The sequence below is a fragment of the Pseudomonas tructae genome (assembly GCF_004214895.1).
Taxonomy (GTDB): Bacteria; Pseudomonadota; Gammaproteobacteria; order Pseudomonadales; family Pseudomonadaceae; genus Aquipseudomonas; species Aquipseudomonas tructae.
Window position 1 is genome coordinate 5391212 of the sequence record NZ_CP035952.1, and the last position, 12249, is coordinate 5403460.

25 protein-coding genes are annotated in these 12249 nt (G+C 55.7%); all 25 read right to left on the minus strand.

The genetic code is table 11. The annotated features are described in order from the left end of the window. Window positions 1-10: 10 nt before the first annotated feature. Window positions 11-1012, minus strand: a complete 1002-nt coding sequence (locus EXN22_RS24725) for a DNA-directed RNA polymerase subunit alpha (RefSeq protein WP_003186012.1) — start codon at window positions 1010-1012, stop codon at window positions 11-13. 22 nt (window positions 1013-1034) lie between these two features. Next, the gene (rpsD, locus tag EXN22_RS24730; protein ID WP_010220321.1) at window positions 1035-1655 is read right to left on the minus strand and encodes a 30S ribosomal protein S4; all 621 of its coding nucleotides are present in this window, start codon (window positions 1653-1655) and stop codon (window positions 1035-1037) included. A gap of 15 nt (window positions 1656-1670) precedes the next feature. Continuing rightward, window positions 1671-2060, minus strand: a complete 390-nt coding sequence (gene rpsK, locus EXN22_RS24735; RefSeq protein ID WP_002555466.1) for a 30S ribosomal protein S11 — start codon at window positions 2058-2060, stop codon at window positions 1671-1673. Between the two features lie 30 nt (window positions 2061-2090). Continuing rightward, entirely contained in the window at window positions 2091-2447 is a 357-nt protein-coding gene (gene rpsM / locus EXN22_RS24740; RefSeq protein WP_130266513.1) for a 30S ribosomal protein S13, read from the minus strand. A gap of 131 nt (window positions 2448-2578) precedes the next feature. Further along, window positions 2579-2695 (minus strand): 50S ribosomal protein L36, encoded by a 117-nt coding sequence (gene rpmJ / locus EXN22_RS24745; protein ID WP_002555468.1) that lies wholly within the window; start codon window positions 2693-2695, stop codon window positions 2579-2581. A 28-nt stretch (window positions 2696-2723) separates the two neighbouring features. Beyond that, window positions 2724-4055 (minus strand): preprotein translocase subunit SecY, encoded by a 1332-nt coding sequence (gene secY, locus EXN22_RS24750; protein ID WP_010220319.1) that lies wholly within the window; start codon window positions 4053-4055, stop codon window positions 2724-2726. Continuing rightward, window positions 4056-4490, minus strand: coding sequence for a 50S ribosomal protein L15 (rplO, locus tag EXN22_RS24755; protein WP_110996350.1), 435 nt, complete (start codon window positions 4488-4490; stop codon window positions 4056-4058). It abuts the gene before it with no gap. A gap of 3 nt (window positions 4491-4493) precedes the next feature. Continuing rightward, complete coding sequence (gene rpmD / locus EXN22_RS24760; RefSeq protein WP_010220317.1) at window positions 4494-4670, minus strand: 50S ribosomal protein L30; 177 nt, start codon at window positions 4668-4670, stop codon at window positions 4494-4496. Between the two features lie 2 nt (window positions 4671-4672). Next, on the minus strand, window positions 4673-5173 hold the full coding sequence (gene rpsE / locus EXN22_RS24765; RefSeq protein ID WP_010220316.1) for a 30S ribosomal protein S5: 501 nt from the start codon (window positions 5171-5173) through the stop codon (window positions 4673-4675). 3 nt (window positions 5174-5176) lie between these two features. Next, entirely contained in the window at window positions 5177-5527 is a 351-nt protein-coding gene (rplR, locus tag EXN22_RS24770) for a 50S ribosomal protein L18 (RefSeq protein WP_009397496.1), read from the minus strand. Window positions 5528-5537: 10 nt separating this feature from the next. Then, complete coding sequence (gene rplF / locus EXN22_RS24775; RefSeq protein ID WP_130266514.1) at window positions 5538-6071, minus strand: 50S ribosomal protein L6; 534 nt, start codon at window positions 6069-6071, stop codon at window positions 5538-5540. A gap of 12 nt (window positions 6072-6083) precedes the next feature. After that, complete coding sequence (gene rpsH, locus EXN22_RS24780) at window positions 6084-6476, minus strand: 30S ribosomal protein S8 (RefSeq protein ID WP_130266515.1); 393 nt, start codon at window positions 6474-6476, stop codon at window positions 6084-6086. Between the two features lie 209 nt (window positions 6477-6685). Continuing rightward, a complete protein-coding gene (gene rpsN, locus EXN22_RS24785; protein WP_038998487.1) occupies window positions 6686-6991 on the minus strand; it encodes a 30S ribosomal protein S14 in 306 nt (101 codons plus the stop codon). Window positions 6992-7004: 13 nt separating this feature from the next. Beyond that, window positions 7005-7544, minus strand: a complete 540-nt coding sequence (gene rplE, locus EXN22_RS24790) for a 50S ribosomal protein L5 (RefSeq protein ID WP_010220311.1) — start codon at window positions 7542-7544, stop codon at window positions 7005-7007. A 20-nt stretch (window positions 7545-7564) separates the two neighbouring features. Further along, window positions 7565-7879, minus strand: a complete 315-nt coding sequence (gene rplX, locus EXN22_RS24795) for a 50S ribosomal protein L24 (RefSeq protein WP_009397501.1) — start codon at window positions 7877-7879, stop codon at window positions 7565-7567. Window positions 7880-7890: 11 nt separating this feature from the next. Beyond that, a complete protein-coding gene (rplN, locus tag EXN22_RS24800; RefSeq protein WP_002555479.1) occupies window positions 7891-8259 on the minus strand; it encodes a 50S ribosomal protein L14 in 369 nt (122 codons plus the stop codon). Between the two features lie 23 nt (window positions 8260-8282). Further along, entirely contained in the window at window positions 8283-8549 is a 267-nt protein-coding gene (gene rpsQ, locus EXN22_RS24805; protein WP_008374160.1) for a 30S ribosomal protein S17, read from the minus strand. Between the two features lie 2 nt (window positions 8550-8551). After that, window positions 8552-8743: a 50S ribosomal protein L29 gene (gene rpmC / locus EXN22_RS24810; RefSeq protein ID WP_002555481.1), complete on the minus strand. Its 192-nt coding sequence runs from the start codon at window positions 8741-8743 to the stop codon at window positions 8552-8554. Next, window positions 8743-9156, minus strand: a complete 414-nt coding sequence (gene rplP, locus EXN22_RS24815) for a 50S ribosomal protein L16 (RefSeq protein WP_003255479.1) — start codon at window positions 9154-9156, stop codon at window positions 8743-8745. The genes rpmC and rplP overlap by 1 nt, the downstream gene beginning before the upstream one ends. Before the next feature lie 12 nt (window positions 9157-9168). Continuing rightward, window positions 9169-9855: a 30S ribosomal protein S3 gene (gene rpsC / locus EXN22_RS24820; protein WP_010220308.1), complete on the minus strand. Its 687-nt coding sequence runs from the start codon at window positions 9853-9855 to the stop codon at window positions 9169-9171. Between the two features lie 13 nt (window positions 9856-9868). After that, entirely contained in the window at window positions 9869-10201 is a 333-nt protein-coding gene (rplV, locus tag EXN22_RS24825; RefSeq protein WP_003103908.1) for a 50S ribosomal protein L22, read from the minus strand. 11 nt (window positions 10202-10212) lie between these two features. Continuing rightward, the gene (rpsS, locus tag EXN22_RS24830) at window positions 10213-10488 is read right to left on the minus strand and encodes a 30S ribosomal protein S19 (protein ID WP_002555486.1); all 276 of its coding nucleotides are present in this window, start codon (window positions 10486-10488) and stop codon (window positions 10213-10215) included. Window positions 10489-10504: 16 nt separating this feature from the next. Then, on the minus strand, window positions 10505-11329 hold the full coding sequence (gene rplB, locus EXN22_RS24835) for a 50S ribosomal protein L2 (protein WP_038606161.1): 825 nt from the start codon (window positions 11327-11329) through the stop codon (window positions 10505-10507). 14 nt (window positions 11330-11343) lie between these two features. Beyond that, on the minus strand, window positions 11344-11643 hold the full coding sequence (gene rplW / locus EXN22_RS24840) for a 50S ribosomal protein L23 (protein WP_130266516.1): 300 nt from the start codon (window positions 11641-11643) through the stop codon (window positions 11344-11346). Continuing rightward, complete coding sequence (gene rplD / locus EXN22_RS24845) at window positions 11640-12242, minus strand: 50S ribosomal protein L4 (protein ID WP_010220305.1); 603 nt, start codon at window positions 12240-12242, stop codon at window positions 11640-11642. The genes rplW and rplD overlap by 4 nt, the downstream gene beginning before the upstream one ends. Window positions 12243-12249: the final 7 nt, after the last annotated feature.

A 12249-nucleotide genomic window follows, 5' to 3' on the forward strand; every position in this document is an offset into this window, starting at 1 on the left:
ATTACGACGATCAGGCAGTCGCCTTGTCGTCCTTCTTAAGACTTGCAGGCGGCCAGTTGTCGAGGCGCATGCCGAGGGACAGACCGCGGGAGGCCAGAACGTCCTTGATTTCAGTCAAGGATTTCTTGCCCAGGTTCGGAGTCTTCAACAGCTCTACTTCGGTACGCTGAATCAGGTCGCCGATGTAGTAGATGTTTTCCGCCTTAAGGCAGTTAGCCGAACGTACAGTCAGTTCCAGATCGTCAACCGGGCGAAGCAGGATCGGATCGATCTCGTCTTCCTGCTCGACAACCACTGGTTCACTGTCACCTTTGAGGTCGACGAACGCAGCCAACTGCTGTTGCAGAATGGTTGCGGCACGACGGATGGCCTCTTCAGGATCCAGGGTACCGTTGGTTTCCAGATCAATTACCAGCTTGTCCAGGTTGGTACGCTGCTCGACACGGGCGTTTTCCACCACGTATGCGATACGGCGAACCGGGCTGAACGAAGAGTCAAGCTGCAAGCGACCAATGCTGCGGCTTTCGTCTTCATCGCTCTGACGCGAATCGGCCGGCTCATAACCACGACCACGAGCTACGGTGAGCTTCATGTTCAAGGCGCCATTCGACGCCAGGTTAGCGATTACGTGATCGGGGTTAACGATCTCGACATCATGATCCAGCTGAATATCGGCAGCGGTAACCACCCCCGAACCCTTCTTCGACAAGGTCAGCGTAACTTCGTCACGACCGTGCAGTTTGATAGCCAGGCCTTTCAGGTTCAACAGGATCTCAATGACATCTTCCTGTACACCTTCGATTGCCGAGTACTCGTGGAGTACACCGTCAATCTCGGCCTCGACTACTGCACAGCCAGGCATGGAGGACAACAGGATGCGGCGCAGCGCGTTGCCCAGGGTATGGCCAAAGCCACGCTCGAGAGGCTCGAGCGTGATTTTAGCGCGGGTTGGACTGACGACCTGCACATCGATGTGGCGGGGCGTCAGGAACTCATTTACCGAAATCTGCATGGATGCACCTATTTTCTAGCCCTTACTTGGAGTAGAGCTCGACAATCAGGCTTTCGTTGATGTCGGCGGACAGGTCGCTGCGAGCAGGAACGTTCTTGAAAACGCCCGACTTCTTGGCAGCATCCACATCTACCCACTCAACGCGGCCACGCTGGGCGCACAGTTCAAGGGCTTGAACAATGCGCAGCTGGTTCAGCGACTTCTCGCGAACCGCGACCACGTCACCCGGACGAACTTGGTAGGACGGAACGTTTACAGTCTTGCCGTTTACGCTGATCGCTTTGTGCGAAACCAGCTGACGGGATTCGGCACGAGTAGCGCCAAAGCCCATACGATAAACGACGTTATCCAGACGGCACTCGAGCAGTTGCAGCAGGTTCTCACCAGTAGCGCCCTTCTTGGAGGCCGCTTGCTTGTAGTAACCGCTGAATTGACGCTCGAGTACGCCGTAGATACGACGAACTTTTTGTTTCTCACGCAGCTGGGTGCCGTAGTCGGACTGACGACCGCGGCGCTGACCGTGGATACCTGGGGCTGCTTCGATGTTGCACTTCGATTCCAGAGCGCGAACGCCGCTCTTCAGGAACAGATCGGTGCCTTCACGACGAGACAGTTTGCATTTTGGACCAATGTAACGTGCCATTTATCTGTCTCCTGATTACACGCGGCGCTTCTTCGGCGGACGGCACCCGTTATGCGGGATTGGCGTCACGTCGGTGATGCTGGCGATCTTATAGCCACAGCCGTTCAGAGCACGAACAGCGGACTCACGACCTGGACCTGGACCCTTGACGTTGACGTCGAGGTTCTTCAGACCATATTCCAGCGCAGCTTGACCAGCACGCTCAGCAGCTACTTGAGCAGCGAACGGGGTGGACTTGCGGGAACCGCGGAAACCCGAACCGCCGGAGGTAGCCCAGGACAGAGCGTTACCTTGACGATCGGTGATGGTCACGATGGTGTTGTTAAAAGAGGCATGGATGTGGGCGATGCCATCAACCACTGTCTTTTTGACTTTTTTACGAGGACGAGCAGCAGGTTTTGCCATTTCTAAATTCCTGTCGATTCGCTGGTGCGATTACTTGCGGATCGGCTTACGCGGGCCCTTACGGGTACGCGCGTTGGTCTTGGTACGCTGACCGCGTACTGGCAGACCCCGACGATGACGCAGGCCGCGGTAGCAACCCAGGTCCATCAACCGCTTGATTTTCATGTTGACGTCACGGCGCAGATCACCTTCGGTGATGTACTTCGCAACTTCAGTACGCAGCGATTCAACCTGCTCGTCGCTCAGATCCTTGATCTTCACGGCTGGGTTGACCCCAGTGTCTGCACAGATTTTCTGTGAAGTGGTGCGACCAACACCATAGATGTAGGTCAGCGAGATAACAGTATGCTTGTTATCTGGAATGTTAACGCCTGCAATACGGGCCATTCAGTGGGACTCCAATTGACAGCTACCTACGCCCCGGAAGCCAAGAAATAGGGCGCGAGATAATATCGCTGTAGAAACAATTAATCAACCCAGCAGCACACTAGCTGCTGGGTTTGTAGCGCAAATCACACTCAGCCTTGGCGCTGCTTGTGACGTGGTTCCGCACTGCAAATTACTCGAACGACACCTTCGCGGCGAATAATTTTGCAGTTACGGCACAGCTTTTTCACCGATGCACGAACTTTCATCACCAACTCCTCGAACCTTAAGGGTCAATCAGCGCAGCAGACCGCTGCCACCGTAGCCTTTCAGGTTGGCTTTCTTCATCAGGGATTCGTACTGGTGCGAAACGAGGTGCGATTGTACTTGGGACATGAAGTCCATCACAACCACTACCACAATCAGCAACGAGGTCCCGCCAAGGTAGAACGGAACGTTTGCCGCAACCACCAGGAACTGGGGAAGCAGACACACGGCCGTCATATAAAGAGCACCGAACATGGTCAAGCGGGTCAGAACGCCATCAATGTAGCGCGCCGACTGCTCGCCCGGACGGATACCCGGAATAAAGGCACCGGACTTCTTCAGGTTTTCCGCTACGTCTTTCGGATTGAACATCAACGCCGTATAGAAGAAGCAGAAGAAAATAATCCCTGCACTAAACAGCAGAATATTCAACGGCTGACCAGGAGCGATCGACTGCGAGATGTCCTGCAACCAGCCCATACCTTCGGACTGACCGAACCAGGCACCCAGCGAAGCCGGGAACAGCAAGATGCTGCTCGCGAAAATGGCAGGGATTACACCCGCCATGTTCACTTTCAACGGCAAGTGGCTGGTCTGCGCAGCGAAGACCTTGCGGCCCTGCTGACGCTTGGCGTAGTGAACGGCGATACGACGCTGACCACGCTCAATGAACACCACGAAACCGATAATCGCTACTGCCAGCAAACCGATAGCGACCAGGGCGAAAATGTTGATATCGCCTGTGCGTGCAGACTCGAAAGACTGCCCGATTGCTCTCGGAAGACCGGCGACGATACCTGCGAAAATCAACATCGAGATACCGTTGCCTACACCGCGCTCGGTGATCTGCTCGCCCAGCCACATCATGAACATCGCGCCGGCCACGAAAGTGGACACCGCAACGAAATGGAAGCCAAAGTCAGCAGAAAACGCCACGCCCTGACCGGCCAGACCAATGGACATGCCAATGGCCTGGACCAGCGCCAGGATAACGGTGCCGTAGCGGGTGTACTGGCTGATCTTGCGACGGCCAGCTTCACCTTCCTTCTTCAACTGCTCCAGCTGCGGGCTGACGGCGGTCATCAACTGCATGATGATCGATGCCGAGATGTACGGCATGATCCCCAATGCAAAGATGCTCATCCGTTCCAGCGCGCCGCCGGAAAACATGTTGAACAAGCTAAGAATGGTCCCCTCATTCTGTCGAAACAGTTCCGCCAGCCGGTCCGGGTTAATACCTGGAACTGGGATGTGTGCGCCTATCCGGTAGACGATGATCGCCAGGAACAGAAAACGCAGACGAGCCCAGAGTTCAGACATCCCGCCTTTGCCGAGCGAAGAGAGAGCACCTTGCTTAGCCATTTATTCCTCGAACTTGCCGCCAGCTGCTTCGATAGCCGCACGTGCACCTTTGGTGACGGCGATACCCTTGAGGGTGACTGCGCGAGTGACTTCGCCCGACAGCATGATTTTCACACGCTGTACGTGCTGACCGATCACGTTGGCATCCTTGAGGGACTGAACGGTGATCAGATCGCCTTCCACCTTGGCCAGCTCGGACAGACGCACTTCAGCGCGGTCCATGGCTTTCAGGGAAACGAAGCCGAACTTCGGCAGACGACGGTGCAGCGGCTGTTGACCGCCTTCAAAGCCTGGAGCAATGGTGCCACCGGAACGGGAGGTCTGACCTTTGTGGCCGCGGCCACCAGTCTTACCCAAACCGCTACCGATACCACGGCCCGGACGATGCTTCTCGCGACGGGAACCCGGCGCTGGACTCAGATCATTGAGTTTCATCGATTAACCCTCGACGCGCAGCATGTAGTAGGCCTTGTTGATCATCCCGCGATTCTCGGGAGTATCCAGGACTTCTACAGTGTGACCGATGCGGCGCAGACCCAGACCCTTAACACACAGTTTGTGGTTAGGGAGACGGCCGGCGGTGCTTTTGATCAGCGTTACTTTAACGGTAGCCATGATCAACGGATCTCCTCAACGCTCTTGCCGCGCTTGGCAGCAATGGATTCAGGAGATTGCATAGCCTTCAGACCCTTGAAAGTGGCGTGAACCACGTTTACCGGGTTGGTCGAGCCGTAGCACTTGGCCAGGACGTTCTGAACGCCAGCAACTTCCAGGACGGCACGCATTGCGCCACCAGCGATGATACCGGTACCTTCGGACGCAGGCTGCATGTACACCTTCGACGCGCCATGGGCGGACTTGGTAGCGTACTGCAGAGTGGTGCCGTTCAGGTCTACCTGAATCATGTTGCGACGAGCAGCTTCCATGGCTTTCTGGATCGCAGCAGGTACTTCGCGCGATTTACCACGGCCGAAACCAACACGACCTTTACCATCACCTACCACGGTCAACGCGGTGAAAGTGAAGATACGGCCGCCTTTGACGGTTTTAGCAACGCGGTTAACTTGAACCAGCTTCTCGATGTAGCCTTCGTCGCGCTTTTGATCGTTATTTGCCATAACTTAGAACTCCAGCCCGCCTTCACGAGCAGCATCAGCCAGCGCTTTGACGCGGCCATGGTACTTGAAGCCGGAACGGTCAAAGGCAACTTGAGATACACCGGCGGCTTTCGCGCGCTCAGCTACCAGCTTGCCAACCTTAGTGGCCGCGTCGATGTTGCCAGTGGCGCCATCACGCAGTTCTTTGTCCAAGGTCGAGGCACTGGCCAGAACCTTGCTGCCGTCGGCCGAAATGACCTGGGCGTAAATGTGCTGCGAGGAGCGGAACACGCAGAGACGCACGACTTCGAGTTCGTGCATTTTCAGGCGTGCTTTGCGAGCGCGACGCAGTCGAGTAACTTTTTTGTCGGTCATTTGCTAGGCCCTACTTCTTCTTGGCTTCTTTACGACGGACGACTTCGTCCGCGTAACGCACACCTTTGCCTTTGTACGGCTCTGGCGGACGGAAACCGCGGATTTCGGCGGCCACCTGACCTACCAGCTGCTTGTCGATACCCTTGATCAGGATATCGGTCTGGCTTGGGGTCTCAGCGGTGATGCCCTCAGGCAATTCGTAATCCACTGGATGCGAGAAGCCGAGCGCCAGGTTCAGCACGGTGCCTTTAGCCTGAGCCTTGTAACCAACACCGACCAGCTGGAGCTTGCGCTCGAAGCCTTGGCTTACGCCTTGGACCATGTTGTTTACCAAAGCACGGGTAGTACCGGCCATAGCGCGAGTTTGTTGATCGCCATTGCGAGCAGCGAAACGCAGCTCACCAGCTTCTTCAACGACTTCTACTGACGAGTGAACGTTCAGTTCGAGAGTGCCCTTGGCACCCTTCACCGAAAGCTGCTGACCGGCGAATTTGACTTCGACGCCCGATGGCAGCTTAACGGGGTTCTTAGCGACGCGAGACATGCTTATCCCCCCTTAGAACACTGTGCAGAGAACTTCGCCGCCGACACCGGCAGCGCGCGCAGCACGATCAGTCATCACACCTTTGTTGGTGGAGACGATAGACACGCCCAGACCGCCACGTACTTTCGGCAGATCATCGACGGACTTGTACTGACGCAGGCCTGGACGACTTACGCGCTTGACTTCCTCGATGACCGGACGGCCTTCGAAGTATTTCAGCTCGATGGAAAGCGATGGCTTTACTTCGCTGCTGACTTGGTAGCCAGCGATGTAACCTTCGTCTTTCAGAACTTTGGCAACCGCAACCTTCAGAGTCGAGGAAGGCATGCTTACGACGGACTTTTCAGCCATCTGGGCATTACGGATGCGAGTTAGCATGTCCGCTAACGGGTCCTGCATACTCATGGGCTAGACGCTCCTGATACAAGAAAAATTAGCCTCTCGGCTACTACAGACCCCTGAAATCGCCGGACATAAAAACCCGGGCTCAGGAGAGCCGGTCATTCTAGACAGTTCCCAGAAACGAAACAAGCCCCAGAAGGGGCTTGTTTCGATGCAAGGTCACCGGTGGTCGGAAGATCACTCCCCCGCCACCTGGACGCTGCCGGCACGTCTTACCAGCTGGCTTTAACCAGACCTGGAACGTCACCGCGCATTGCTGCTTCACGCAGCTTGTTACGGCCGAGGCCGAACTTGCGGTAAACGCCGTGTGGACGACCGGTGATGCGGCAACGGTTACGCAGGCGCGCAGCGCTGGCGTCACGTGGTTGCTTCTGCAGAGCTACGACAGCGGCAAAACGCTCTTCTGGAGTTGCTTCCAGATTGACGATGGTCGCTTTCAGCTCGGCACGCTTCTTGGCGTACTTGGCAACAGTGAGCTGACGCTTCAGCTCACGGTTTTTCATGCTCTTCTTGGCCATTTTCCTACTCCAATCAGTTGCGGAACGGGAATTTGAAAGCACGCATCAGAGCGCGGCCTTCGTCATCGTTCTTGGCAGTGGTGGTCAGGGTAATGTCCAGACCGCGCAGAGCATCGATCTTGTCGTAGTCGATTTCCGGGAAGATGATCTGCTCTTTCACGCCCATGCTGTAGTTACCACGACCATCGAAGGACTTGGCATTCAGGCCGCGGAAGTCGCGAACCCGAGGCAGGGAGATCGCCAGCAGGCGGTCCAGGAATTCGTACATACGATCACGGCGCAGAGTAACTTTAACGCCGATCGGCCAGCCCTCACGGACTTTGAAGCCCGCGATGGATTTCCGAGCGAAAGTCACAACGGCTTTTTGACCGGTGATCTTCTCCAGGTCAGCAACAGCGTGCTCGATGACTTTTTTGTCGCCGACAGCTTCGCCCAGACCCATGTTCAGGGTGATCTTGGTAACGCGAGGAACTTCCATCACGTTCGCCAGCTTAAGTTCTTCCTTAAGCTTGGGAGCAATTTCGTTCCGGTAAATCTCTTTCAGTCGTGCCATGGTCTTCTACCTAGCAGTGTTCAAGCATCAACCGCTTTTTGGGTCGACTTGAAGACACGAATTTTTTTGCCGTCTTCTACTTTGAAACCAACGCGGTCAGCCTTGTTGGTTTCGCCGTTGAAAATGGCGACGTTGGAAGCGTGCAGTGGCGCTTCTTTCTCGACGATACCGCCCTGTACGCCCGACATCGGGTTAGGCTTGGTATGACGCTTCACCAGGTTGATCCCACCAACGACCAGACGGTCGTCAGCGAGAACCTTGAGCACCTTACCGCGCTTACCTTTGTCTTTGCCGGCGATCACGATGATCTCGTCGTCACGACGAATCTTTTGCATGTCGGATCTCCTTACAGCACTTCTGGGGCGAGCGAGACGATCTTCATGAACTTCTCAGTACGAAGTTCACGGGTCACTGGCCCAAAGATACGGGTGCCGATTGGCTCTTGCTTGTTGTTCAGCAGAACAGCAGCATTGCCATCAAAGCGGATGATGGAGCCGTCAGCACGACGGACACCGTGGCGAGTGCGGACTACAACAGCAGTCATCACTTGGCCTTTCTTCACTTTACCGCGAGGAATTGCTTCCTTGACGGTTACCTTGATGATGTCACCGATGCCGGCGTAACGGCGGTGCGAACCGCCGAGAACCTTGATGCACATGACGCGACGAGCGCCGCTGTTATCGGCCACATCGAGCATGGATTGAGTCTGAATCATAAAATTTCTCCGACCCTTAGCCCTTAGACTTCAACAGCGCGTTCGAGAACTTCAACCAGTGCCCAGGACTTGGTCTTGGCCAGCGGACGGGTCTCGCGGATGGAGACCTTGTCGCCGATATGGCACTGGTTGGTTTCGTCGTGCGCGTGCAGCTTAGTCGAACGCTTAACGTATTTACCGTAGATCGGGTGCTTAACGCGACGCTCGATCAGTACGGTGATGGTTTTGTCCATCTTGTCGCTGACGACACGGCCAGTCAGCGTACGGACGGTTTTTTCAGCTTCAGCCATGATCACTTACCTGCCTGCTGGTTGAGCACAGTTTTCACGCGAGCGATGTCACGCTTAACTTGCGAGAGCAGGTGCGACTGCCCCAACTGGCCAGTTGCTTTCTGCATACGCAGATTGAACTGGTCGCGCAGCAAGCCGAGCAGTTGCTCGTTCAGCTGCTGTGCTGATTTTTCACGAAGTTCATTCGCTTTCATCACATCACCGTCCGCTTAACAAAGGAGGTGGCGAGAGGCAGCTTTGCAGCCGCCAGGGCGAAAGCCTCACGCGCCAGCTCTTCAGAAACACCCTCGATCTCGTACAGGACTTTGCCTGGCTGGATCTGGGCAACCCAGTACTCCACGGAACCTTTACCTTTACCCATCCGCACTTCGAGAGGCTTCTTGGAGATCGGCTTGTCCGGGAACACACGGATCCAGATTTTACCGCCACGTTTTACGTGACGGGTCAGAGCACGACGTGCCGACTCAATCTGGCGGGCGGTGAGACGACCGCGAGCAACAGCTTTCAGAGCAAATTCGCCGAAGCTGACTTTGCTACCGCGCAGTGCCAGACCACGGTTGTGGCCAGTCATCTGCTTGCGGAATTTTGTACGCTTTGGTTGCAACATTTGGCGTACCCCTTACTTAGCAGCTTTTTTACGAGGCGCTGGTGCTTGTGGTTTCAGTTCTTCTTGGCGACCACCAATTACTTCGCCTTTGAAAATCCAAACCTTCACACCGATCACACCGTAAGTGGTGTGAGCTTCGTAGGTGGCATAGTCGATATCGGCACGCAGGGTGTGCAGGGGCACACGACCTTCGCGATACCATTCAGTACGTGCGATTTCAGCACCGCCGAGACGACCGCTCACTTGGATCTTGATGCCTTTGGCACCAATGCGCATGGCGTTCTGTACGGCGCGCTTCATGGCGCGACGGAACATCACACGACGCTCCAGCTGCTGAGCTACGCTCTGAGCTACCAGCATACCGTCGAGTTCCGGCTTGCGGATCTCTTCGATGTTGATGTGCACAGGCACACCCATTTGCTTGGTCAGGTCCTGACGCAGTTTCTCAACATCTTCACCTTTCTTCCCGATAACGATACCTGGACGAGCGGTGTGGATGGTGATGCGTGCAGTTTGGGCCGGACGATGGATATCGATACGGCTAACGGACGCGCTTTTTAGTTTGTCTTGGAGGTACTCACGCACATTCAGATCTGCGAGCAAATAGTCCGCATAAGTCCGACCGTCTGCGTACCAGACGGAGGTGTGCTCCTTGACGATTCCCAGGCGAATGCCAGTGGGATGTACTTTCTGACCCATCTGATCGACTCCGTTACTTGTCCGCAACCTTGACAGTGATATGGCAAGACCGCTTGACGATGCGATCAGCGCGGCCTTTGGCACGCGGCATGATACGCTTCAGCGAACGCCCTTCGTTGACGAAAACGGTGGAGACCTTCAGGTCATCAACGTCTGCGCCTTCGTTATGCTCGGCGTTGGCTACGGCCGACTCGAGGACTTTCTTCATGATTTCAGCGGCTTTTTTGCTGCTGAAAGCCAACAGGTTGAGCGCTTCGCCCACCTTCTTCCCGCGGATCTGGTCGGCGACCAAGCGGGCTTTCTGGGCGGAGATTCGAGCGCCCGACAACTTAGCGGCTACTTCCATTTCCTTACCCCTTAACGCTTGGCTTTCTTGTCAGCCACGTGCCCACGATAAGTGCGGGTACCGGCAAACTCGCCCAGTTTATGGCCGACCATGTCTTCGTTCACGAGAACTGGGACGTGTTGGCGACCGTTGTGTACCGCGATGGTCAGACCGACCATTTGTGGCAGGATCATGGAACGGCGCGACCAGGTCTTAACTGGTTTGCGATCGTTCTTTTCCGCCGCCACTTCGATCTTCTTCAGTAGGTGAAGATCGATAAAAGGACCTTTTTTCAGAGAACGTGGCACTGTCGTATCCCTCTATTTACTTGCGACGACGGACGATCATGTTGTCGGTACGCTTATTACCACGAGTCTTCGCGCCCTTAGTCGGGAAGCCCCATGGCGATACCGGATGACGACCACCGGAGGTACGACCTTCACCACCACCATGTGGGTGGTCAACCGGGTTCATGGCAACACCACGAACGGTTGGGCGAACGCCACGCCAGCGTTTGGCACCAGCTTTACCCAGCGAACGCAGGCTGTGCTCGGAGTTCGAGACTTCACCCAGGGTCGCACGGCATTCAGCCAGGACTTTACGCATTTCACCAGAGCGCAGACGCAGGGTCACATAGACACCTTCGCGAGCGATCAGCTGAGCCGAAGCACCAGCGGAACGAGCGATCTGTGCACCTTTGCCCGGCTTCAGTTCGATGCCGTGAATGGTGCTACCCACTGGGATGTTGCGCAGTTGCAGGGAGTTGCCTGGCTTGATTGGAGCCAGAGCGCCTGCGATCAGCTGGTCGCCAGCAGCAACGCCTTTAGGGGCGATGATGTAGCGGCGCTCGCCGTCTGCGTAGCACAGCAGTGCGATGTGAGCAGTACGGTTTGGATCGTATTCGATACGCTCGACAGTGGCGACGATGCCATCTTTGTCGTTGCGACGGAAATCGACCATACGGTAATGCTGCTTATGACCACCACCTACGTGACGCGTAGTGATGCGGCCATTGTTGTTACGACCACCAGACTTCGACTTCTTCTCGAGCAGCGGTGCGTGAGGAGCGCCTTTATGCAGCTCCTTGTTGACCACCTTGACCACGAAACGGCGGCCAGGGGAAGTCGGTTTGCATTTAACGATTGCCATGATGCACCCCTTCCTTACTCAGCACTGCTGCTGAAATCGAGATCTTGGCCTGGCTCAAGCGAAACGATCGCTTTCTTCCAGTCATTGCGCTTGCCCAGACCACGTGCGGTACGCTTGGTTTTACCCAGAACGTTAACAGTCGACACGTTTTCGACTTTTACGCCGAACAGGCCTTCGACAGCTTTCTTGATTTCCAGCTTGGTTGCATCAGTAGCAACCTTGAATACGAACTGGCCTTTTTTCTCAGCCAGAACGGTAGCCTTCTCGGAAACATGCGGGCCAAGGAGGACTTTAAATACGCGTTCCTGGTTCATCCCAGCAGCTCCTCGAATTTCTTCACGGCCGACACAGTGATCAACACTTTGTCGTATGCGATCAGACTGACCGGATCGGAACCCTGAACGTCACGTACGTCGACGTGCGGCAGGTTGCGAGCAGCCAGGTACAGGTTCTGATCAACAGCGTCCGAAACGATCAGTACGTCGCTCAGACCCATGCCGTTCAGCTTGTTCAGCAGGTCTTTGGTTTTCGGTGCTTCAACAGCGAAGTCCTGAACCACGACCAGACGGTCGGTACGCACCAGCTCAGCGAGGATGGAACGCATTGCTGCGCGATACATCTTCTTGTTGAGCTTCTGCGAGTGATCCTGCGGACGAGCTGCGAAAGTGGTACCGCCGCCACGCCAGATTGGGCTACGGATAGTACCGGCACGAGCACGGCCAGTGCCTTTCTGACGCCATGGGCGCTTACCGCCACCAGCAACGTCGGAACGGGTTTTCTGCTGCTTGGTGCCTTGACGGCCGCCGGCCATATAGGCCACGACTGCTTGGTGTACCAGCGTCTCGTTGAATTCGCCGCCGAAGGTCAGTTCGGAAACTTCGATCGCCTGAGCGTCATTTACATTTAGTTGCATGTCAGCT

Excerpts from the sequence above, each read along its gene's own strand:
- rpsQ (WP_008374160.1), bottom strand. The coding sequence starts at position 8,549 with ATGGCTGAAGCTGAAAAAACCGTCCGTACGCTGACTGGCCGTGTCGTC.
- rplW (WP_130266516.1), bottom strand. The coding sequence starts at position 11,643 with ATGAACCAGGAACGCGTATTTAAAGTCCTCCTTGGCCCGCATGTTTCC.
- rplD (WP_010220305.1), bottom strand. The coding sequence starts at position 12,242 with ATGCAACTAAATGTAAATGACGCTCAGGCGATCGAAGTTTCCGAACTG.
- rplB (WP_038606161.1), bottom strand. The coding sequence starts at position 11,329 with ATGGCAATCGTTAAATGCAAACCGACTTCCCCTGGCCGCCGTTTCGTG.
- EXN22_RS24725 (WP_003186012.1), bottom strand. The coding sequence starts at position 1,012 with ATGCAGATTTCGGTAAATGAGTTCCTGACGCCCCGCCACATCGATGTG.
- rplX (WP_009397501.1), bottom strand. The coding sequence starts at position 7,879 with ATGCAAAAGATTCGTCGTGACGACGAGATCATCGTGATCGCCGGCAAA.
- rpsE (WP_010220316.1), bottom strand. The coding sequence starts at position 5,173 with ATGGCAAATAACGATCAAAAGCGCGACGAAGGCTACATCGAGAAGCTG.
- rpsM (WP_130266513.1), bottom strand. The coding sequence starts at position 2,447 with ATGGCCCGTATTGCAGGCGTTAACATTCCAGATAACAAGCATACTGTT.
- rpmD (WP_010220317.1), bottom strand. The coding sequence starts at position 4,670 with ATGGCTACCGTTAAAGTAACGCTGATCAAAAGCACCGCCGGCCGTCTC.
- rpsC (WP_010220308.1), bottom strand. The coding sequence starts at position 9,855 with ATGGGTCAGAAAGTACATCCCACTGGCATTCGCCTGGGAATCGTCAAG.
- rpsN (WP_038998487.1), bottom strand. The coding sequence starts at position 6,991 with ATGGCCAAGAAGAGCATGAAAAACCGTGAGCTGAAGCGTCAGCTCACT.
- rpsK (WP_002555466.1), bottom strand. The coding sequence starts at position 2,060 with ATGGCAAAACCTGCTGCTCGTCCTCGTAAAAAAGTCAAAAAGACAGTG.
- rpmC (WP_002555481.1), bottom strand. The coding sequence starts at position 8,743 with ATGAAAGCGAATGAACTTCGTGAAAAATCAGCACAGCAGCTGAACGAG.
- rplV (WP_003103908.1), bottom strand. The coding sequence starts at position 10,201 with ATGGAAGTAGCCGCTAAGTTGTCGGGCGCTCGAATCTCCGCCCAGAAA.
- rplR (WP_009397496.1), bottom strand. The coding sequence starts at position 5,527 with ATGACCGACAAAAAAGTTACTCGACTGCGTCGCGCTCGCAAAGCACGC.
- rpsH (WP_130266515.1), bottom strand. The coding sequence starts at position 6,476 with ATGAGTATGCAGGACCCGTTAGCGGACATGCTAACTCGCATCCGTAAT.
- rpmJ (WP_002555468.1), bottom strand. The coding sequence starts at position 2,695 with ATGAAAGTTCGTGCATCGGTGAAAAAGCTGTGCCGTAACTGCAAAATT.
- rplO (WP_110996350.1), bottom strand. The coding sequence starts at position 4,490 with ATGAAACTCAATGATCTGAGTCCAGCGCCGGGTTCCCGTCGCGAGAAG.
- rplP (WP_003255479.1), bottom strand. The coding sequence starts at position 9,156 with ATGTTGCAACCAAAGCGTACAAAATTCCGCAAGCAGATGACTGGCCAC.
- rplN (WP_002555479.1), bottom strand. The coding sequence starts at position 8,259 with ATGATTCAGACTCAATCCATGCTCGATGTGGCCGATAACAGCGGCGCT.
- rplE (WP_010220311.1), bottom strand. The coding sequence starts at position 7,544 with ATGGCACGACTGAAAGAGATTTACCGGAACGAAATTGCTCCCAAGCTT.
- rpsD (WP_010220321.1), bottom strand. The coding sequence starts at position 1,655 with ATGGCACGTTACATTGGTCCAAAATGCAAACTGTCTCGTCGTGAAGGC.
- rplF (WP_130266514.1), bottom strand. The coding sequence starts at position 6,071 with ATGTCTCGCGTCGCTAAGAACCCCGTTAAGCTGCCATCGGGCGTCGAA.
- secY (WP_010220319.1), bottom strand. The coding sequence starts at position 4,055 with ATGGCTAAGCAAGGTGCTCTCTCTTCGCTCGGCAAAGGCGGGATGTCT.